General features: G+C 64.8%; 19 protein-coding genes and 1 pseudogene. 14 read left to right on the forward strand and 6 right to left on the reverse strand.

Features of this window, described 5'->3' with window-relative positions; genetic code table 11:
* Window positions 1-45 precede the first annotated feature (45 nt).
* Entirely contained in the window at window positions 46-654 is a 609-nt protein-coding gene (locus tag A3AS_RS0129545) for an FMN-dependent NADH-azoreductase (protein ID WP_018321110.1), read from the forward strand.
* Between the two features lie 71 nt (window positions 655-725).
* On the opposite strand, the gene A3AS_RS0129550 is transcribed toward A3AS_RS0129545, so the two are convergent.
* Entirely contained in the window at window positions 726-1,499 is a 774-nt protein-coding gene (locus A3AS_RS0129550) for an SDR family oxidoreductase (protein ID WP_026202489.1), read from the reverse strand.
* A gap of 121 nt (window positions 1,500-1,620) precedes the next feature.
* Between A3AS_RS0129550 and A3AS_RS0129555 the strand changes: the two genes are divergently transcribed.
* Window positions 1,621-2,088: a helix-turn-helix domain-containing protein gene (locus A3AS_RS0129555; protein WP_018321112.1), complete on the forward strand. Its 468-nt coding sequence runs from the start codon at window positions 1,621-1,623 to the stop codon at window positions 2,086-2,088.
* Window positions 2,089-2,400: 312 nt separating this feature from the next.
* Here the strand turns inward: A3AS_RS0129555 and A3AS_RS0129560 are convergent, their stop codons facing one another.
* Window positions 2,401-2,556, reverse strand: coding sequence for a hypothetical protein (locus tag A3AS_RS0129560; protein ID WP_240536454.1), 156 nt, complete (start codon window positions 2,554-2,556; stop codon window positions 2,401-2,403).
* Window positions 2,557-2,867: 311 nt separating this feature from the next.
* Between A3AS_RS0129560 and topA the strand changes: the two genes are divergently transcribed.
* Genes topA through A3AS_RS0129580 form a run of 4 tightly spaced genes read left to right on the forward strand, consistent with a single transcriptional unit; the run spans window position 2,868 to window position 9,219 of the window.
* Window positions 2,868-5,612, forward strand: a complete 2,745-nt coding sequence (topA, locus tag A3AS_RS0129565) for a type I DNA topoisomerase (protein WP_018321114.1) — start codon at window positions 2,868-2,870, stop codon at window positions 5,610-5,612.
* 20 nt (window positions 5,613-5,632) lie between these two features.
* A complete protein-coding gene (gene rnr, locus A3AS_RS0129570; protein WP_018321115.1) occupies window positions 5,633-8,002 on the forward strand; it encodes a ribonuclease R in 2,370 nt (789 codons plus the stop codon).
* The gene (locus A3AS_RS0129575) at window positions 7,996-8,436 is read left to right on the forward strand and encodes a DUF983 domain-containing protein (protein WP_018321116.1); all 441 of its coding nucleotides are present in this window, start codon (window positions 7,996-7,998) and stop codon (window positions 8,434-8,436) included. The genes rnr and A3AS_RS0129575 overlap by 7 nt, the downstream gene beginning before the upstream one ends.
* A gap of 30 nt (window positions 8,437-8,466) precedes the next feature.
* The gene (locus tag A3AS_RS0129580) at window positions 8,467-9,219 is read left to right on the forward strand and encodes an NUDIX domain-containing protein (protein WP_018321117.1); all 753 of its coding nucleotides are present in this window, start codon (window positions 8,467-8,469) and stop codon (window positions 9,217-9,219) included.
* On the opposite strand, the gene A3AS_RS0129585 is transcribed toward A3AS_RS0129580, so the two are convergent.
* A complete protein-coding gene (locus tag A3AS_RS0129585) occupies window positions 9,220-9,762 on the reverse strand; it encodes a hypothetical protein (RefSeq protein WP_018321118.1) in 543 nt (180 codons plus the stop codon).
* A 76-nt stretch (window positions 9,763-9,838) separates the two neighbouring features.
* Here A3AS_RS0129585 and A3AS_RS49345 point away from each other — a divergent pair.
* The 5 genes and pseudogenes from A3AS_RS49345 to A3AS_RS0129610 all read left to right on the forward strand — a co-directional run.
* A pseudogene (locus tag A3AS_RS49345) lies at window positions 9,839-10,035 on the forward strand (hypothetical protein); the annotation flags it as partial.
* Complete coding sequence (locus tag A3AS_RS0129595; protein ID WP_018321120.1) at window positions 10,032-11,369, forward strand: amidohydrolase; 1,338 nt, start codon at window positions 10,032-10,034, stop codon at window positions 11,367-11,369. The pseudogene A3AS_RS49345 and the gene A3AS_RS0129595, both read left to right, overlap by 4 nt.
* 197 nt (window positions 11,370-11,566) lie before the next feature.
* Window positions 11,567-12,892 carry an LLM class flavin-dependent oxidoreductase gene (locus tag A3AS_RS0129600; RefSeq protein ID WP_018321121.1) on the forward strand — a complete coding sequence of 442 codons (1,326 nt, stop codon included), beginning with the start codon at window positions 11,567-11,569 and terminating at the stop codon, window positions 12,890-12,892.
* 208 nt (window positions 12,893-13,100) lie between these two features.
* Window positions 13,101-13,268 (forward strand): 50S ribosomal protein L33, encoded by a 168-nt coding sequence (gene rpmG, locus A3AS_RS0129605; RefSeq protein WP_007603295.1) that lies wholly within the window; start codon window positions 13,101-13,103, stop codon window positions 13,266-13,268.
* A 299-nt stretch (window positions 13,269-13,567) separates the two neighbouring features.
* Window positions 13,568-14,281, forward strand: coding sequence for a hypothetical protein (locus tag A3AS_RS0129610; protein WP_245283314.1), 714 nt, complete (start codon window positions 13,568-13,570; stop codon window positions 14,279-14,281).
* Window positions 14,282-14,466: 185 nt separating this feature from the next.
* On the opposite strand, the gene A3AS_RS0129615 is transcribed toward A3AS_RS0129610, so the two are convergent.
* Entirely contained in the window at window positions 14,467-15,705 is a 1,239-nt protein-coding gene (locus A3AS_RS0129615; protein WP_018321123.1) for an MFS transporter, read from the reverse strand.
* Between the two features lie 129 nt (window positions 15,706-15,834).
* Here A3AS_RS0129615 and A3AS_RS0129620 point away from each other — a divergent pair, with 129 nt between their 5' ends.
* Window positions 15,835-16,434: a TetR/AcrR family transcriptional regulator gene (locus A3AS_RS0129620; protein WP_026202491.1), complete on the forward strand. Its 600-nt coding sequence runs from the start codon at window positions 15,835-15,837 to the stop codon at window positions 16,432-16,434.
* A gap of 319 nt (window positions 16,435-16,753) precedes the next feature.
* Here A3AS_RS0129620 and A3AS_RS0129625 read toward each other — a convergent pair whose 3' ends face one another.
* Together A3AS_RS0129625 and A3AS_RS0129630 are read right to left on the reverse strand one after the other, a co-directional pair.
* On the reverse strand, window positions 16,754-18,127 hold the full coding sequence (locus A3AS_RS0129625) for a PleD family two-component system response regulator (protein ID WP_018321124.1): 1,374 nt from the start codon (window positions 18,125-18,127) through the stop codon (window positions 16,754-16,756).
* Window positions 18,128-18,141: 14 nt separating this feature from the next.
* Window positions 18,142-18,507 (reverse strand): response regulator, encoded by a 366-nt coding sequence (locus A3AS_RS0129630; RefSeq protein WP_008566616.1) that lies wholly within the window; start codon window positions 18,505-18,507, stop codon window positions 18,142-18,144.
* A 242-nt stretch (window positions 18,508-18,749) separates the two neighbouring features.
* Here A3AS_RS0129630 and A3AS_RS0129635 point away from each other — a divergent pair, with 242 nt between their 5' ends.
* Together A3AS_RS0129635 and A3AS_RS0129640 are read left to right on the forward strand one after the other, a co-directional pair.
* Complete coding sequence (locus tag A3AS_RS0129635; protein WP_018321125.1) at window positions 18,750-19,061, forward strand: DUF3572 domain-containing protein; 312 nt, start codon at window positions 18,750-18,752, stop codon at window positions 19,059-19,061.
* A complete protein-coding gene (locus A3AS_RS0129640) occupies window positions 19,058-20,347 on the forward strand; it encodes a DNA polymerase IV (RefSeq protein WP_018321126.1) in 1,290 nt (429 codons plus the stop codon). Before A3AS_RS0129635 ends, A3AS_RS0129640 begins: the two co-directional genes overlap by 4 nt.
* Window positions 20,348-20,593: the final 246 nt, after the last annotated feature.

The following is a 20,593-nucleotide window of genomic DNA, read 5'->3' on the forward strand; positions in this document are numbered from 1 at the left end:
CACTCATGTAGCTCTGGTTACAAACTTATACCAAGGTGACCCCAAATGAAACTGCTTCATCTCGACTCCAGTGTGCTCGGCCCCCACTCCGTCTCCAGGCAGGTCTCCGCCGCCATCGTCGACCGGCTCCGGCAGGCGACGCCCTCACTGGACATCACTTATCGCGACCTGACCCAGACCCCGCTGGCCCACCTCTCGGGATCGCACCTCGCCGCCGCGCAAGGCGCGCCCGCGCCGGCGGAACTCGGACCCGACCTCGCCGCGAGCGCAGCTGCGCTGGATGAGTTCCTGGCCGCCGACATCGTCGTGATCGGCGCGCCCATGTACAACTTCACCATTCCCAGCCAGCTCAAGGCCTGGATCGATCGCATCCTGGTGGTGGGGAAGACCTTCAAATACGGCGCAGCCGGGCCCGAGGGGCTCGCCGGCGGCAAGCGCGTGATCGTGGCGATCTCGCGCGGCGGCTATTATGGCGCGGAGACGCCGTATGCGGCCGGCGAGCATCTCGAAACCTATCTGCGCTGGGTGTTCGGCTTCATGGGCATCGCCGGCGTCGAATTCATTCCGGCCGACGGAGTCCAGGTCGGCCCGGACCACCGCGAGAAGTCGCTGGCCGGCGCCCTTCAGGCAGCCACCAGCCTGCGCGCGGCATAGTCCTCGCGAGCGCAGAACCGTCCGGCGCAACACACGATCTGCGCCGGACGACTTAAGGCTCGGAGGAGCGATCAACCGCGATAGATCGGCGCGCCGCTCGGCGAGGCCACCGCGCCGCCGTCGACGAAGATCTCCTGGCCTTGTACGTGCGCGGAATCATCGGAGGCGAGGAACAGCACCGTCTTCGCAACGTGATCGGTTTCGCCGATGCGCCCCAGAGGCGTCGACAGCGCGATCCGTTTCTCGAACGCCTTCTCGGCTTCCGGTGTTGCCGTTGCAGGTCCCCAGATCGGCGTGCGGGTCGCGCCGGGGGCGACCACGTTGACGCGGATGCCGCGCGGCGACAGCTCCGAGGCCATGATCCGCGCCATCGCGCGCACGCCGGCCTTCGCGGCGCCGTAAGCCGAGTAGCCGGGAATGCCGAGCACTGAGATCACCGAGCCGTTGAGGATGATCGAGGCATTGTCGCTGAGATAAGGCAGTGCCGCCTGCACCGTGAAGAATACGCTTGTCAGGTTCGTGCTGATGACCTTCTCGAAGACCTCGAGCGTGGCCGAGCCGAGCGGCGTGCCGCCGGCGATGCCGGCGTTGGCGAACACGATGTCAAACTTGCCGAACTTCTCGGCGCCCTGCTTGATCGCAGCTTCCGTCGCGGCGATGTCGGTGGCGTCCGCGGCGAGCGCGAGCGCGTTCGGCCCGAGCTCCTTGGCCGCCGCCTCCAGCGTCTGTTTGTTGCGTCCGGTGATCACCACCTTGGCGCCTTCGGCCACGAACAGTTTTGCGGTCGCAAGGCCAATGCCGCTGTTGCCGCCGGTGATCAGGGCCGTCTTGTTCTTAAGTCTCACGTTCGCCTCCAGTGGTTGCATCATAAAACTAAGTTGCCATCTAGGGCACATGGTTTTATCATGCAACCACACAAGCGCGTGATCGGCACACCGATCGTGCGAACGCGACAGGACCGGAACGATGGTGAAACGAACCAGCTTCGAGGGCGATGCCTGCCCGATCGCGAGGTCGCTGGACGCGCTCGGCGATTGGTGGTCGCTGCTGATCATCCGCGAGGCGCTGTTCGGCCTGCGCCGCTTCGGCGAATTCCAGAGCAAGCTCGGCATGGCCAAGAATATTTTGTCGGTCCGGCTGCGCTCGCTGGTCGACCACGGCATCCTGGCAACCGCCCCCGCCTCCGACGGCAGCGCCTACCAGGAATATGTGCTGACGCCGAAGGGCCGCGGTACCTTCCCGATCCTGGTGGCGCTCAGGCAATGGAGCGAGGAGTTCGACGACGCGCCTGAGGAGATCGCGACCATTTTGGTGGATCGCGCCAAGGGCCGCCCGGTGAAGAAGCTGGAAATGCGCGCGGAGGATGGCCGGCTGCTTAGCCCGGCGGATACGACTCTAAAGCCACGGCCGGCGTCGCGACGGCGGTCGGCGTGACGAGCCCGGCTCTCGCCACACCGTCAATGCGAGGAACCCTTGCGACGAAGCAATCCAGTCTGCCCCCCGCGGAAAGACTCTGGATTGCTTCCGCCTTCGCCAAGGCTTCGGCGGACAAGTCGCTGTGCTCGCAAATGACGGGGATAGAACGGCGCCCATATCTTGCACCGTCACCCTGAGGTGCTCGCCTCTTCGGCGAGCCTCGAAGGGCGACGGCCCGGCTGCATCCCGGCCGTGCATCCTTCGAGGCTCCCGGCGCGATGCCGCGCATCGCGCCACTCGCGCCTCAGGATGACGGGTTGGATAGTGCCCTCACGACAGCTTGCGCTTGCTCCGCAGCCTCACATGCTCGTCGGCCTCGAGCTTGGTCATGCCCAGGAGATAATGCAGCACGTCGAGCTTGTGGCGCTCGGCGAGCTTGCGCAAGGCCCCGACCTGCTCGGCGATGAAGGCGACGGCCTCGTCCACGCCGCCCTCCCCCGGTTCCTCGTGACGCGAGCCTCCCGGCGCGCCTGATGCGGCGCGCGCCCGTTTCTTTCCCGGCCTAGTCACCAGACCCCACCCGAATCCATGCCCCGCGGAAACATTACGCCGATAGCGATCGCAACTCCAAGGTGGTATTTTGCAACTTTCTCGATATGAAACTTTTCCCATCCGGGCGGCTTTCAACAGCCCTCGATTTGACAGCGAGGGCCTCACCACCCATGTTCGGGGCGAAACGGCCGACCCGAGTCCTTTCGTTTTCGGCCTCAGATTTTCCCGTAAGTTACTGGAACTACATGAATATCGTCATTGTGGAGTCGCCGGCGAAAGCCAAGACGATCAACAAATATTTGGGCTCGTCCTATGAGGTTCTGGCCTCGTTCGGCCATGTCCGCGACCTGCCCGCGAAGAACGGCTCCGTCGATCCCGACGCCAATTTCAAGATGATCTGGGAGGTCGACCCCAAGGCGGCCGGCCGGCTCAACGACATCGCCAAGTCCCTGAAGAACGCCGACCGCCTGATTCTCGCCACCGACCCTGATCGCGAGGGCGAGGCCATCTCCTGGCACGTGCTCGAGGTGCTGAAGGAAAAGCGCGCGCTGAAGGACCAGAAGATCGAGCGGGTGGTGTTCAACGCCATCACCAAGCAGGCGGTCTCGGACGCGATGAAGCATCCGCGCCAGATCGACGGCGCGCTGGTCGACGCCTATATGGCGCGCCGGGCGCTGGACTATCTGGTCGGCTTCACCCTCTCCCCGGTGCTGTGGCGCAAGCTGCCGGGCGCCCGCTCCGCCGGCCGCGTGCAGTCGGTGGCGCTGCGCCTCGTCTGCGACCGCGAGCTCGAGATCGAGAAGTTCGTCGCGCGCGAATATTGGTCGCTGATCGCGACCCTGCTCACCCCGCGCGGCGATGCGTTCGAGGCCCGCCTGGTCGGCGCCGACGGCAAGAAGATCCAGCGCCTCGACATCGGAACCGGCGCGGAAGCCGAAGACTTCAAGAAGGCGCTGGAGACGGCCGCCTACACCGTGACATCCGTCGATGCGAAGCCGGCCCGGCGCAATCCGCAGGCGCCCTTCACCACCTCGACGCTGCAGCAGGAAGCCAGCCGCAAATACGGCTTTGCGCCGGCGCACACGATGCGCATCGCCCAGCGCCTTTATGAGGGCATCGACATCGGCGGCGAGACCACCGGACTCATTACTTATATGCGTACCGACGGCGTGCAGATCGCCCCCGAGGCGATCACCCAGGCGCGCAAGGTGATCGGCGAGGATTACGGCAACGCTTACGTGCCGGACGCGCCGCGCCAGTATCAGGCCAAGGCCAAGAACGCCCAGGAAGCGCACGAAGCGATCCGCCCGACCGACATGTCGCGCCGCCCCGACAGCATGAGCCGCAAGCTCGACGCCGATCAGGCGCGACTTTATGAGCTGATCTGGAAGCGCACCATCGCGAGCCAGATGGAATCGGCCGAGCTGGAGCGCACCACCGTCGACATCACGGCCAAGGCAGGCTCCCGCACGCTGGAGCTGCGCGCCACCGGCCAGGTGGTCAAGTTCGACGGCTTCCTCGCGCTGTACCAGGAAGGCCGCGACGACGAGGAGGACGAGGATTCCCGCCGCCTGCCCGCGATGAGCCCGAACGACGCGCTCAAGCGGCAGAGCCTGTCCGTCACGCAGCATTTCACCGAACCGCCGCCGCGCTTCTCCGAGGCTTCGCTGGTCAAGCGCATGGAAGAGCTCGGCATCGGCCGGCCCTCGACCTACGCCTCGATCCTGCAAGTCCTGAAGGACCGCGGCTACGTCAAGCTGGAGAAGAAGCGCCTGCACGGCGAGGACAAGGGCCGCGTCGTGATCGCGTTCCTCGAGAGCTTCTTCGCCCGCTACGTCGAATACGATTTTACGGCCGGTCTCGAAGAGCAGCTCGACCGCATCTCCAACAACGAGATCTCCTGGCAGCAGGTGCTGAAGGATTTCTGGACGGGCTTCATCGGCGCCGTCGACGAAATCAAGGATCTGCGCGTAGCCCAGGTGCTCGACGTGCTCGACGAGATGCTGGGCCAGCACATCTATCCGCCCCGCACGGATGGCGGCGATATCAGGCAGTGCCCGAGCTGCGGCAATGGCCGGCTGAATCTCAAGGCCGGCAAGTTCGGCGCCTTCGTCGGCTGCTCGAATTATCCGGAGTGCCGCTACACTCGTCAGCTCGCCGCCGATGGCGAAGCGACCGCTGACCGTTCGCTCGGCCAGGATCCCGAGACGGGTCGCGATGTCTGGGTCAAGGCCGGCCGCTTCGGGCCCTATATCCAGCTCGGCGAGCAGAAGGATTATGAGGAAGGCGAGAAGCCGAAGCGCGCCGGCATTCCGAAGGGCACCTCGCCCGGCGATGTCGAGCTCGAGCTTGCGCTGAAGCTATTGTCGCTGCCGCGCGAGATCGGCAAGCATCCGGAGACCGGTCAGCCCATCACCGCCGGGCTCGGCCGCTTCGGGCCGTTCGTCAAGCATGAGAAGACCTATGCCAGCTTGGAGGCCGGCGACGAAGTATTCGACATCGGCCTCAACCGCGCAGTGACGCTGATCGCGGAGAAGGTCGCCAAGGGCCCGAGCCGCCGGTTCGGCGCCGATCCCGGCAAGGCGATCGGCGATCATCCCTCGCTCGGCACCGTCACCGTGAAGAGCGGCCGCTACGGCGCCTATGTCACCGCGGGCGGCGTCAACGCGACGATCCCCGCCGAGTTCGAAAAGGACACCGTCACGCTGGCCCAGGCGATTGCGCTGATCGACGAGCGCGCAGCCAAAGGCGGCGGCAAGAAGCCGAAGAAGGCGGCGAAGCCGGCCAAGGCCAAGAAGACTACGGCGAAGGCTGCGGACGGCGATGACGCCGCACCGAAACCGAAAAAGGCCGCCGCGAAGAAGGCGGCCAAAACCAAATCCGAATCCACCAGCAAGGCGCGCGCAGCCGTGTCGTCGACCGCAAAAACGTCGCCGACCAAGGCCGCCGCCCCCAAGGCTCCGGCCAAGAAGAGCGCCGGCAAGACTTGAGATCAAGAATTAGAGGTTAAGTGAAACGCAAGAATGACCGTGGCTTTCCCGACAGGCAAGCCATCGTCGCCTTCATCAAGGCAAATCCCGGAAAGGTCGGGACCCGCGAAATTGCGCGCGAGTTCGGCCTGAAGAACGCCGATCGCGTCGAGCTCAAGCGCATATTGCGCGAGCTCGCCGACGACGGAACCATCAAGAAGAAGCGCCACAAGGTGTCCGAGCCGGACGCGCTGCCGCCGACGCTGGTCGCCGACATTACCGGCCGCGACGCCGACGGCGAATTGATCGCCTCCCCCACCGAATGGGACGAGGTCGAGAGTGGCGAGCCCCCCAAAATCCGCATCCAGATGCCGCGCCGGCCGAAGCCAGGCACCGTCGCCGGCGTCCGCGATCGCGTGCTGCTGCGCGTCGAGCGCACGGACGACACCGAAGGCCCGGCCTATCGCGGCCACATCATCAAGGTTTTCGACAAGGCCAAGAGCCGCATCCTCGGCGTGTTTCGCAGTCTGCCCGAAGGCGGCGGACGGCTCGTCCCCGTCGACAAGAAGGCCGCGGACCGCGAGTTGAACATCGCCCCGGCCGACACACACGGCGCGCAGGACGGCGATCTCGTCAGCGTCGACATCGTCCGCACGCGCAGCTTTGGGCTGGCGTCCGGTCGCGTGAAGGAGAAGCTCGGCTCGGTCAAGTCGGAGAAGGCGATCAGCCTGATCGCGATCTACGCCCACGACATCCCGCTGCAATTCTCGCCTGCCGCCGAGCGCGAGGCAGAAGCCGCTGAGCCCGCGAACCTGAAGGGCCGCGAGGATTGGCGCGACGTGCCGCTTCTCACCATCGATCCGCCCGACGCCAAGGATCACGACGACGCGGTGCATGCTGAGGCCGATCCCGATCCCAACAACAAGGGCGGCTTCATCGTCAACGTCGCCATTGCCGATGTCAGCTTCTACGTACAGCCGGGCAGCGCGCTCGACCGCGACGCGCTCGATCGCGGCAATTCGGTCTACTTCCCCGACCGCGTCGTGCCGATGCTGCCCGAGCGCATCTCCAACGATCTCTGCTCGCTGGTGCCGGGCGAGCCGCGTGGCGCGCTCGCGGTTCGGATGGTGCTCGGCCCCGATGGCCGCAAGCGCTCGCACAGCTTCCACCGCATCCTGATGCGCTCGGCGGCGAAGCTGAGCTACGCGCAGGCGCAGGCCGCGATCGACGGACGGCCCGACGACACCACCGGCCCCCTGCTCGATCCGATCTTGCGGCCGCTCTACGCCGCCTATGCCTGCGCCAAGCGCGCGCGCGACGAGCGCGATCCGCTCAATCTCGATCTGCCTGAGCGCAAGATCCTCTTGAAGAGCGACGGCACGGTCGACCGCGTCGTGGTGCCCGAACGTCTCGATGCGCACAAGCTGATCGAGGAGTTCATGATCCTCGCCAACGTTGCAGCCGCCGAGATGCTGGAGAAGAAGTCGCTCCCGCTAATCTACCGCGTGCACGACGAGCCGACCTTGGAGAAGGTCCACGCGCTCGCCGAATTTCTGGAGACGCTCGACGTTCCCTTCGCCAAATCAGGCGCGCTGCGTCCCACCACATTCAACCGCGTGCTGGCCCAGCTCGAAGGCCATGATTACTATCCGCTGGTCAGCGAGGTCGTGCTGCGTGCCCAGGCGCAGGCCGAATACTCGTCCGAGAACTACGGGCACTTCGGCCTGAATTTGCGCCGCTACGCGCATTTCACCTCGCCAATCCGCCGCTATGCCGACCTCGTGGTGCATCGCGCGCTGGTCCGCGCGCTCGGCCTCGGCGAAGGCGCCCTGCCCGACAGCGAGACGCCGGAAACCTTAAGCGAGGTCGCAGCCCACATCTCGGTGACCGAGCGGCGCGCGATGAAGGCGGAACGCGAGACCGTCGACCGGCTCATTGCCCATCACCTGGCTGATCGCATCGGCGCGAGTTTCCAGGGCCGGGTCTCCGGCGTCACCCGCGCCGGCCTGTTCGTCAAGCTCGCTGAGACCGGCGCCGACGGCCTGATCCCGATCCGATCCCTCGGCACGGAATATTTCAACTATGACGAGAGCCGACACGCCCTCGTCGGCACGCGCAGCCGCACCATGTATCAGCTGGGGGACGTGGTCGACGTCCGCCTGATCGAAGCAGCGCCGATCGCGGGCGCGCTGCGCTTCGAGCTGCTGTCGTCCTCCAGTGAGACCGCGCCGCGCGAACGCAGGTCATCCGGTCCGCAGCGCCGCCCCTCATTCAAGGCGCATCCCGGACGCAGCCCGGATAGAAAACGCAAGCCGCCGAAGCCAAAATCCGGCAAACCGAAGAAGGGCCAGGGAAAGAATAAAGGAAAGAACAAGGGAAAAGGTGGCGGTAAAAAGGGCAAAGCATGGTGACGATGAGCACGGCCCCAAAAATCTGGACGCGCGAGACGGGTCTCGTCGAGAAGCGCGATCTCTTGACGGCGATGAAGCGCGGCTTTCGCGGCCGCTGCCCGCGCTGTGGCGAGGGCAAGCTGTTCCGCGCCTTCCTGAAGACCGCAGACGATTGCGCCAAATGCGGCCTCGATTTCACGCCGCACCGCGCCGACGATCTGCCCGCCTATCTCGTCATCGTCATCGTCGGTCACATCGTGGTGCCCACGATCCTCTGGATCGAGACCAATTACACGACGCCGGTCTGGCTCAGCTTCGCGGCCTATCTGCCCTTCACCTTCGTCGCCTCGCTTGCGCTGCTGCAGCCGGTCAAGGGAGCTGTGGTCGGCCTGCAATGGGCTCTGCGCATGCACGGGTTTGACGAGAACCCTCCGGATGGTATTCCGCCTGTGTAAGCAAGAAGCAAAAAGCGTTTGGGTGAGGACATGACGGATATTGCGCAGGTCGCGGAGAAGGCCAAGGTCCACGAGGAAAAGGAAGCCGATCATCATCCCTATTTCCGTCCGAGGGATGCGGCAACGCTGATCCTGGTCGACCGCAGCGGCGCCATTCCGAAGGTGCTGGTCGGCAAGCGCCACGACAAGGTGGTGTTCATGCCCGGCAAGTTCGTCTTCCCGGGCGGACGCGTCGACAAGGCCGACTATCGCGTGCCCTGCGCTGCGCCCATCACCGCCGAGCTGGAGGCCAATCTCGCCAAGGGCAGCCCGAAGACGCCGGCCTCGCGCGCGAAGTCGCTCGCCATTGCCGCGATCCGCGAGGCCTGCGAAGAAACCGGTCTCTGCCTCGGGCGCACGGCCGAGGGCAAAGTGTCAAAGCTCGACGGGCCCTGGAAGCCGTTCGCCGATGCAGGCCTCCTGCCCGATCCCTCCAGCCTGTTCCTGATCGCGCGCGCGATCACTCCGCCCGGCCGCGTCAAGCGGTTCGATACGCGCTTCTTCACCGCGGACGCCTCCGCGATCACCCACCGCGTCGACGGCGTGATCCATGCCGATGCCGAACTGGTCGAGCTGGTCTGGGTCGAGCTCGGCTCGAAGCCGCTGGCCGATTTGCATCCGATGACGCGCAACGTGCTCAACGAGCTCCACACCCGCCTTGCCACCGGCCCGCTGCGCCACGATGCGCCAGTCCCGTTCTTCCATTTCTACGGCGGCAAGATGCAGAAGGATATTTTGGGCTAGTCAGTCCGCGTCCGGCTCGGTGCCGACATAATCGCGCGCCGGCAGCTTGAGGACGCGGCCGATCTCGCTTGCGAGCTGATCGGCCTCCTCACGACGCGTGAAGCTCTGAAGCGTGATCGGCTCGATGCCCTTGTTGCCGCAGAGATTGACGTCGTACGTCGTCAGATCCGTGTCGTAGTCGTCGGTGACGCTGATGAAGTGATAGTCGGCGAGATTGCGCGACGAGCGGATGTTCAGCGGGCCGAACTGCCTGGTGATCACGATCTGGCGCAGCGTCTCGTTGAGCACGACGAAGTAGCGGAACGTCAGCAGGATGATGCCGGGGATGCCGACGAGCAGCCCGAACCCCGTGAACACCAGCACCGGCACGAGATCGTCGGCGAGCCTTCCAAAACCGAAAAAGTCCTGGCGCAGGCCGAGCGCAACGTTCCACAGCAGATAGCCACTTGCCGCCAGCAGCGGCAGCGACAACAGCCGGCCGACCCATGGCATGGGCCGGTCGATGCGGACGATGCCGCCGTCCACGGTCATTGCGCCGGCCATTGAAGCGTCTCCTCGCGGGGTCATGGCTTGGTCGGCGCGAGCAGCGGATTGGTTCGACGTGACGCCTCGATGCGGGCTGGTCAAGCTGCTCTGGGTCGAGCTCGGCTCAAAACCGCTCGCCGATCTGCATCCGATGACGCGCAAGCTGCTCAACGCGACAGCCCGCTCCGCCGCGATGCGCCGGTGCCGTTCTTCCATTTCTATGGCGGAAAGATGCGACGAGATGTGCTAGGTGAAGGGAAAGAGCGCTTGAACAACCGGAGGATCGGATGATGCGCTTCGTAAGGCCTCTGCTCGCTTCCGTGGCGTTGTGCGGCCTGCTCTCGCCGCCCGCCCGTGCGGAGCTCGACGTCGCCAGATTGAAGCAAACCATCGAAACCGCCTTCGAGAGCGAATACCCGAAGCTCGACGCGCTCTATAAGGACATCCACGCCCATCCCGAGATTGCCTTCCAGGAGGAGAAGACCGCAGCGAAACTCGCCGGCGAGATGCGTGCGATTGGTTTTGAAGTCACCGAGCACGTCGGCAAGACGGGCCTTGTTGCCATCTACAGGAACGGTGACGGTCCCACCATCATGGTTCGCACCGAGCTCGATGCGCTGCCCATGGAGGAGAAGACCGGCCTGCCCTATGCCAGCCGCGACAAGCAGATCTGGCAGGGCCGCGAGACATTCGTCGCCCATAGCTGCGGCCATGACATCCACATGGCGAGCTGGGTCGGCACGGCGAAGACCCTGGTCGGCATCAAGGACCAGTGGCACGGTACGCTGATGTTCATCGCGCAGCCCGCCGAGGAAGAGGTCGCGGGCGCAAGGGCGATGATCGCCGATGGCCTGTTCACCCGCTTTCCGAAACCCGATGCGGGGTTTGCCCTGCACGACGGCAGTGGAGCCTACGGCTCCGTCACCTACAGGGTCGGGGTCGGATCGTCGAATGTCGACGGTCTGTTCATCAGATTCGTCGGCCGCGGCGGCCATGGCGCGATCCCGCAGGCGACGATCGATCCCGTGATGATGGCATCGCGCTTCGTCGTCGACGTCCAGAGCGTGATCAGCCGCGAGAAGGACCCGACCGAATTCGGCCTTGTCACCATCGGCGCGATCCACGCCGGCACCGCCGGCAACATCATCCCCGACGAGGCCAGGGTGATCGGCACGATCCGCAGCTTCAAGCCGCAGGTGCGCGCGAGGATGCTGGCCGGGATCGAGCGGACGGCGAAAGCGGCGGCGGCGATGGCGGATGCACCGGCGCCTGAAATCCACCTCGACGAAGGGACCAAGGCGGTGGTGAACGATGCCGCTGTGGTCGGCCAGGCCGAGCGGGTGCTGAAAGCGGCCTTCGGCGACAAGTTCAACGTCAGCCCTGCGAACACGACCAGCGAAGACTACTCGGAATATGTCAACGCCGGCGTGCCGTCGATGTTCTTCAACATCGGCGTTTATGAGCCCGACCGCGTCGCCGCCGCGCGCAATGGCAGCGGCCCGCCGCTTCCCGGCAATCACTCGCCGCAATTCGCCCCGGTGCCGAAACCGACCATCCAGACCGGCGTCACCGCGATGACGCTCGCCGTGCTGAGCGCCTTCGATCAAAGGGCTCGGGGGCAGTAGTCCTCTCGCCTCGGTGTCTGCGGCTTGATCGATTCTCAGATGCGCAATTGCATCTCGCCGCGACGTGGCGGCCCGGAATGACGCGAACGTGCTGAGGTTTGATCGAAAAACGAAAAAATCTTCCCGCCTCCCCCGATGGCGGAGTTCCGCCGCATGCCTATGTCTTCCCGAGCGTCACCAAGAACGGACACCGGGCGATGGCACAACGGCAACTCAAGCTTGGCGCGTTCATGCGCCCGATCAGCATCCACACCGGCGCCTGGCGCTATCCCGGGGCCTGGCCGGACGCCAATTTCAACTTCTCGCACATCAAGACGCTGATCCAGAAGCTCGAGGCCGGCAAGTTCGACGCCTTCTTCATGGCCGATCACCTCGCTGTGCTGAACATGCCGGTCAATGCGCTCAAGCGCAGCCACACCGTGACATCGTTCGAACCGTTCACGCTGCTGTCGGCGCTCTCGGCGGTCACCGAGCGGATCGGCCTGATCGCGACGGGCTCGACCACGTTTGACGAGCCCTACCACGTCGCGCGCCGCTTCGCCTCGCTCGATCATCTCAGCGGCGGCCGCGCCGGCTGGAATATCGTCACGACATCGAACCCGGACGCGGCCCTGAATTTCGGCCTCGATGATCACATGGAGCATGCCGAGCGCTACAAACGCGCCCGCGAGTTCTACGATGTCGTCACGGGCCTGTGGGATTCCTTCGCCGACGACGCCTTCGTGCGCGATGTCGAGAGCGGGCTATTTTTCGATCCCGCGAAGATGCACACGCTCGACCACAACGGCAAATATCTGAAGGTGCGCGGCCCCCTCAACATTGCCCGTCCCGTGCAGGGCTGGCCGGTGATCGTGCAGGCCGGCGCCTCCGAAGACGGCAAGCAGCTCGCGGCAGAGACGGCGGAAGCCGTGTTCACCGGCGGCGGCAGCCTCGCCGACGGACAAAAGCTCTATGCCGACATCAAGGGCCGCATGGAGAGGATCGGCCGCGATCCCGAGCATCTGAAGATCCTGCCCGGCGCCTTCGTCGTGGTTGGCGACAGCGTCGATGAAGCCAAGGAGAAGCGCGCGCTGCTCGACAGCCGCGTGCATTACGACAGCGCCATCGCCTCGCTCTCGGTCATCCTCGGCACCGATGCCTCCGGCTTCGATCCCGACGGACAACTGCCTGACATCCCCGAGACCAATGCCAGCAAGAGCGGCCGGCAGCGCATGGTCGACCTCGCCAAGCGCGACAAGCTCACCGTGCGCCAGCTCGCTCAGCGCGTCGGCGGCTATGGCGGGCTGTCCTTCGTCGGCACGGCCAAAACCATCGCCGACCAGATGGAGGAATGGCTGGTCGGGCGCGGCTCCGACGGCTTTAACATCATGTTCCCGTTCCTGCCCGCCGGCCTCGACGATTTCGTCGACAAGGTCGTCCCCGAGCTGCAGCGGCGCGGGATTTTCCGGAAAGAGTATGAAGGGCCCACTTTGAGGGAGAATCTGGGCTTGCCACGGCCGAAAAACCGGTTCTTCGAGGGGTAATCGGGCCGTTTTGGGGGGCTTTTGCCGCTAGAGCCCCGTACGGGGGCTCTAGGTTGTTGTTTTTGACGCGTTTTCTTGACGCGAACCGGTGCCCACTTCGCTTGAAAACGCTTCGAAACCTTGACATCAGGCGGTTTCTGGCTAGGTTGCCGGCCAACGCGGGCCGTTTGGCCGGCTCCAGATTCCCTTCATTCCTGAGGTTCTGAACATGGCCAAAGCGGTCACCATCAAGGTCAAGCTCGTGTCCTCGGCCGACACCGGCTTCTACTACGTCGCCAAGAAGAATTCGCGCACCATGACCGACAAGCTGGTCAAGAAGAAGTACGATCCCGTGGCGCGCAAGCACGTCGAATTCCGCGAAGCCAAGATCAAGTAAGATCGCGGACAAGCTGCTGAGTTTTGCGGGGCCCTCACGGGCCCCGTTTTTCTTTACCTATCCTTCTCCGTTATCCTGAGGCGCGAGCCGTGCGATGCAAAGCATCGCGCGGAGAGCCTCGAAGGATGAACGGCCGAGATGCGGCCGGGCTGTCGCCCTTCGAGGCTCGCCCTGCGGGAAACCGCAGGACGAGCACCTCAGGGTGACGGTCAGAGAGCGCAAGCCGCCGCCACATCGGCGCGCTGCGCTGCAGAGTCGTTCCCAACCGCTTCGCTTCCGCCTTCGTTCTTCGAGCTTCGGTGGACAAGCCGCCCAGCAAGCGCATTCTCTTGTTGGTTGCCATGGCGATGGCGAATTTATCGCTAAGCGATCCCTCAACCCCCGGTTGCTCAATCCTAAATGTCTGTTACCGTGCACATACCGGCACGGAATTTCCGTCCGGATTTGGGAAGGACATGGTCATGAGATTGTCATCGAGCCTTGTCGTGCCTTCAACCATCGCAGCCTTGTCGACTATCCTGCTGTGCGCCCCGGCCGCATCGCAAATCCCGACCGGCTCCGCCGCCACGCTTCCCCCTGTCACGGTCGATGCGCCGAAACAGGTGGCAAAGCCGCACGTGTCGGAGCGGGGAGCAAACACAACGGCGCCGCGTCGGACTGCGTCAACCACTCGAACGGCAACCGCGCGCACGCCTTCCTATGCACCGGGTTCTGTGATGGGGAGGATAGCCAGCCTGGAGAAAGTCGCCAGCAGCTGCAACGGTGGCTGTGCATCAAGCTTCCGGCACGGCAAGGAGCCGTGGATCGGATGCAGCGAGTCGGGCGGCAATGTGAACTATGGACCCTTCTCGCCAACGTGCCGAGACACCATCACCCATTCATCCTACGAGAATTGCGTCGAGACGAAGGTGTTCCTGGGCGAGTTTCGAAACAGAGCCCACTGGTTTTGCAGCAGCCTGCAGGCCGGCAACAGGTTCAAGGTCGCCGATCTCAAGCGCTCAGGACATCGCTAGTCCATACCGCTCGCCGATTGCTGCAAGCGCTTATCCCGATCCGTCATCCTGAGGTGCGAGTGGCGCGATGCAAGAGCATCGCGCCGGGAGCCTCGAAGGATGAACGGTCGAGATGCAGCCGCGCCGTCGCCCTTCGAGGCTCGCCGAAGGCGAGCACCTCAGGGTGACGGTGTAAGCCCAGAAGCCTACGCCGCCTTCAGCACTGGCGTCGGCGGTTGCGACGGCCTGACAAGCGCGAACGCCACCTGCACGATGCCCCCTGCCAAGCCGAGCGCCACGCCGATGCGCCAGGCCATGGTGTAGGAGCCGAGCGCGTCGTAGAGCACTCCTCCTCCATAGGCGCCGAGGAAGCTGCCGATCTGGTGGCTCATGAAGGCGAGGCCCTGGATCATCGCCTGCCAGCGCAGGCCGAACATCTCGGCGACCGCGCCCGCGACCAGCGGCCCGACGCCCATCCAGAGGAAGCCCATGATGGCGCCGAACAGCAGCGTCGAGAACGGCGTTGCCGGCAGCATGAAGTACCAGGCGAGCGCCAGCGAGCGCAGGATGTAGATCGCGCCCAGCAGCGCCAGCTTGTTCCAGCGTTGGCCCGCCCAGCCGAAGAACAGCGAGCCGAGCACATTGAAGCCGCCGATCATGCCGAGCGTCTGCGCGCTCAGCATCGGATCGAGGCCGCAGATCGCGAGGTACGACGGCAGATGCGTGGTGAGGAAGACCAGTTGCATGCCGCAGACGAGATAGGCGCAGGTCATCACCACGAAGGAGGCATTGCCGAACGCGGTCCTCGCCGCGGTCGCAGCCGTGGCATCGTCGATCTCGTCGGCAGCCGGCTTCGGCAGCGGGACCTGGTCGACGCGCCCCGCGTACCACGCGGCCGGAATCATCAGCACCGACATGACGACGAAGCCGACAAGTCCGACGCGCCAGCCAAACCCCTCATTGAGCATCTGTCCGATCGGCGCCGACAGCAGCGCGCCGAGCGAACCCGCGCCGGAGACAATGCCGAGCACAGTCGAGCGCACCGTTTCGGGCACCGCGCGCGCCGCCACCGACATCGCGATAGCGGCCGCAGTGCAGGCCAGCGATGTGCCGATCAGCACGCCCGCGCCGATCATGATGCTGACGAGGCCGTTCGCGGTCGCCATCAGAATGAGGCCCACGATGTACATCAGCGCGCCGACGATCATGATCGGGCGGAAGCCGTAGCGAACCGTCATCGCGCCGGCGAGCGGCTGGAGGAAGCCCCAGGCGAGGTTCTGCACCGCCAGCGCCAGCGTGAAATCCGAGATCGAAATGTGGATGTCGTGGGTCAGCGGCTGCATGAAGATGCCGAGGCTCTGCCGCAGCCCCATGCTCAGCGTCAGCATGATCGAGGCGCCGATCAGGATGGGCAATGTCGGACGCAGGACCTGCAGCAGGGGCATTTTCGTCTCCCTCGGGGGCACGGCGCAAATGCCGTCGTCTGAAATATCGGTTGATTTTGGTTACACAGACCTGTGTACTTAGGCTATGTTGCGCCCCAGCTGTCAAGCCAAGAGGATGCGCGTCGCTGCATGGCTCCCCCGCCCGCCCCACAGACGATGAAAGAGCGGATCCTTGAGACCGCCGACAAGCTGTTCTATCTGCAGGGCATTCGCGCCGTCGGCGTTGACACCATCGCGGCCGAGATCGGCATCTCCAAGCGCACGCTCTACAACCACTTCCCGTCCAAGGACGCGCTGATCGCGGCATACCTCGAGCGCCGCTTCGTGCACGCATCCCCCTCGGACAAGCCGCCGGCCGAACAGATCCTCGGCACCTTCGATTCGCTGGAGCGGCGGTTTGCGGCCAAGGACTTTCGCGGCTGCCCGTTCGTGAACGCGGTTGCTGAGCTGGGCCCTCAGGACCGCGCCGTGAAGAAGATCGCGGTCGCCTTCAAGGAAAGCCGCCGCCTCTGGTTTCGCGACCGCCTGAACGAGCTCGGTGTAGCCGAGGCGGACGCGCTCGCAACGCAGCTGGTGCTGCTGGTCGACGGCTCGATCGCGCAGGACCTCGTGCGGGATGATCCGGCAATGGCAAGAGCTGCGAAGGAAGCGGCGAAGGTGCTGTTGCGGAATGCAGGGGTGGATGTGGGGAAGCCGGCGGAGAAGCGACGCAAGCCGACGCCACAATAACCCTCGCCGCATCGTTCGGTGTCATCACCCGCGAAAGCGGGTGATCCAGTATTCCAGAGGCAGCTGTGATTGAATCGAGAGGCCGCGGCGTTCCCCGCTTTCGCGGGGAATGACAGCGGAGTTTGTGGAGGAAGCGTGGACGCCTGACTACACGTCAGGCCATTTCGCGACGCTACCAACATCCTCCCTGTTTTGCCCGACGGGTCAAACGGCGCGACGGTCCGCGCAAGCTATCTTTGCCGCGCACGTAACCCGTTGATCCGGCTAGCGCCGGCTACTGTGCATGGGGTTGTTTTCGCGAATTTTGCGAGGGCGGCCCTCACGCCGCCTGCGATACCACGCGGTTGCGCCCGTCGTGCTTGGCCCGATACAGCGCGGTGTCGGCGCGCTTGAGCACGTCAGCGACCGCCTCGCCCTTCTGCTCCAGCGTGGTGAGGCCGATCGAGATCGTGACCTCGATGCGCTTGGCGCCTTTGTGGATCGCGAACGGCTCGCCCGCGATCGAGCGGCGCAGGCGCTCGGCGACCATGCCGGCGACGTGGAGATCGGTCTCCGGCATCACGATGACGAACTCCTCGCCGCCATAGCGGCAGGCAAGGTCAATACCGCGGATCGACTTGCGCACCCGCACCGCGAATTCACGCAGCACGTCGTCGCCGGCGTCGTGGCCGTAATTGTCGTTGATCGACTTGAAGAAGTCGATGTCCAGGATCATCAGCGCCAGCGGCTTGCCGCGGGTCGAAGCCTGCTCGGCGAGCGTCGCCAGATGGCTCTCCATGTAGCGGCGATTGTGCAGGCCGGTGAGCGCGTCCGTGATCGCCATCTCGATCGAGTTCTGCACATTGTCGCGCAGATGATCGGTATAGCGGCGGCGGCGGATCTGGGTGCGGGCCCGCGCCAGCAGCTCGGTCTTGTCGATGGGGCGCAGCAGATAGTCATTGACGCCGATCTCGAGGCCGCGGAGCAGCCGCGTCGAGTTCTCGGGGTCCGCAATCGCCAGGATCGGCACATGGCGCGTGCGCTCCAGCGAGCGCGCCTGGCTGCAGAGCCTCAGGCCGTCGAAATTGTTGAGGTCGAGCGAGACGATCAGCAAATCGTAATTGCCCTCGGCGGCGTGGAACAGCGCCTCCGTCGGGTTCGGCTCGACGTCGATGGTGTGCTCGGCGGCGAGGATCGTCGCCAGCCGCTCGTAGGAGGACGGACGGTCGTCGACCAGCAGGATGCGGCCGCCCTTGCCGGTGTCGGCCACGGCGCTGCGCTCGGGTGCCTGCATGCCGATCTCGAGCGAGGTGATGGCGCGCATGCGCAGCTCGTCGGTCATCATCTTCAGCCGCGTCAACGAGCGCACCCGCGCGATCAGAACGACGTCGGAGACGGGTTTGGTCAGGAAGTCGTCGGCGCCCGCTTCCAGCCCCCGGTTACGGTCGGACGGACTGTCGAGCGCCGTCACCATCACGACGGGAATGTGGTGCGTGGCCGGATCGCTCTTGAGGCGGCGGCAAACTTCAAAACCGTCGATGTCGGGCATCATCACGTCGAGCAGGATGATGTCGCATTCAGCGCGATGACAGATCGCCAGCGCCTCGGTGCCGTTCGAGGCGGTCATCACGTCGAAATATTCGGCGGACAGGCGGGCTTCGAGGAGTTTGACGTTGGCAGGGACGTCATCGACGACCAGGATACGCGCGGACACTGTGAACTCACTTCCTATCCGATAAAACGCCGGACCGTCTCAATGAATTTGCCGACCGAGATCGGCTTGGACAAATAGGCCTCGCAGCCGCCCTCGCGGATGCGCTCTTCGTCACCCTTCATCGCGAACGCCGTGACCGCGACGACGGGAATGGCGCGCAGCTCCGGATCGTCCTTGATCCAGCGCGTCACCTCGAGGCCGGAGACCTGCGGCAATTGGATATCCATCAGCACGAGGTCGGGCCGCATCTTGCGAACGAGGTCGAGCGCCTCGTAGCCGTTGCTGGTGCCGGAGGTCTGGTAGCCGTGCGCCTCCAACAGGTCGCGGAAGAGCTTCATGTTGAGCTCGTTGTCTTCCACGATCAGGACGGTCTTAGCCATCCCGCCCTCCTGATTGGTCCGAAGGACCCATACATGTAACGCCTCAGGCGCCGCTCGCCGGCGCTTCGAAAACTGGATTCAAACTAGCCTCAGATTCGCTTGAGTTTCGTTAAACCCGAGGGTCGACTTTCTGCGATGTGGTTTCCAGTTGCTTGCCTGGGGTCGGAAGACTCAGGGCCGAGACTCGGGCATGATGATTCCAAATTAGAGACCGAAAGTTAACGGAAAGGCAAACCGTCCCCTTGAAAAAGCCTGTTCACAACCCCCGCGAAGTCGCTGAAATCGTTGCGATTCAGGCGCTCTCTTTCGTTGCGAGCGATCCCGAGCGGCTGGGCCTGTTTCTGGCCGAGACAGGGGTCGGTCCGGAGACCCTGCGCAATGCCGCCGCGGACCCCAATTTCCTGCTCAGCGTGCTCGATTTCGTGCTGCGCGATGACGCCACTGTGAAGGCCTTTGCCTCGACCGCGGAACTGCATCCGACCAACGTCGCGGCGGCGCGGCAGGTCCTCGGCGACGCGCTCGGCGACCCCTCCTGGGAGCGCGACGTGCCGTGACCGTTCCCGACCCGGCCGGGCCTCGTTGCTTCTGCCGGGATTGTTCGGCCGATCTCGACATGGGCGTGCGGCGCTGTTCCGCCTGCGGTTCCCCTCGCCTCGTCCGCCACCGCGCGCTCGCGGGCCTGACCATCGCCCACATCGACTGCGACGCCTTCTATGCGACGGTCGAGAAGCGCGACAATCCTGACATTGCCGACAGGCCGGTCATCATCGGCGGGGGAAAACGCGGCGTGGTGTCGGCCGCCTGCTACATCGCCCGCACCTACGGCGTGCGCTCGGCCATGCCGATGTTCAAGGCGTTGGAAGCCTGCCCGCACGCGACCGTGATCCCGCCGGATATGGCCAAATATGTCCGCGTCGGCCGCGAGGTGCGTCAGGCCATGCAGGCGCTGACGCCGCTGGTCGAGCCGCTCTCGATCGACGAGGCCTTCCTCGATCTCTCCGGCACCGAACGGGTGCACGGCATGATCCCGGCAAAGGTGCTGGCGCGCTTTGCCCGCGACGTCGAGCGCGACATCGGCATCTCCGTCTCGGTCGGCCTGTCCTGCAACAAGTTTTTGGCCAAGATCGCCTCCGACCTCGACAAGCCGCGGGGCTTCGCCGCGCTCGACCAGGAGGAAGCGCGATCGATGCTTGCCGAGAAGCCCGTCGGCTTCATCTTCGGCGTCGGACCTGCGACGCAGGAGCGCCTGGTGCAGCGCGGCTTCCGCATCATCGCCGATCTGCAGAAGGCCGACGAGATCGAGATGATGCGGCAGTTTCCGAGCGATGGCCGCCGGCTCTGGCGCCTCGCCCGCGGCATCGACGACCGCCGCGTCGAGCCCGATCGCGGCGCCAAGACCATTTCGAGCGAAACCACCTTCGAGACCGACATCCGCGATTTCGCGACGCTGGAGAAGATCCTGTGGCGGCTGTGCGAGAAGACCTCGTCGCGGCTCAAGAGCAGCGAGCTTGGCGGCTCGACCGTCACGCTGAAGCTGAAGACCGCAGATTTCCGCCAGCGCACGCGCTCGCAGTCGATCGCGGCCCCGACCCAGCTCGCCGCAAAGATCTTTGCGATCTGCCGCGAGATGCTGGCCAAGGAGATCGACGGCACCGCCTTCCGCCTGATGGGCGCCGGCGTCAGCGCGCTGCGCGAGGGTTCGCCCGCCGACGACACCGACATGCTCGACCGCCGCGCCGCCCACGCCGAGCGCGCGGTGGACAGCCTGCGCAAGAAATTCGGCAGCGCCGCGGTGATCCGCGGGATCGCGTATGAGGGCCCGGAGAAGGCGCAGGAGTGATCGGGACCTGTTCTGCTCAGTCGCGTTCAAAGATCCGTGCACCCGGATAGGCGCGCCTGGCATACTGAACGACCAGCTGCCGATCCTGCGTTTCCAGGAACGGAGTTCGGATCTGACAAGACCCGACAATGAGGTGCCACAAACCGTTGAGCTTTCGAATGACGACATTCATTGAGCTTCCTCGTAGTGACCCGAGTGGACTCAAATTGTAAGAATCCGCCGCCGTCACTCAATTGTACGAGCGTA

Source organism: Bradyrhizobium sp. WSM2793, assembly GCF_000379585.1.
In the GTDB taxonomy this organism is placed as follows: Bacteria; Pseudomonadota; Alphaproteobacteria; order Rhizobiales; family Xanthobacteraceae; genus Bradyrhizobium.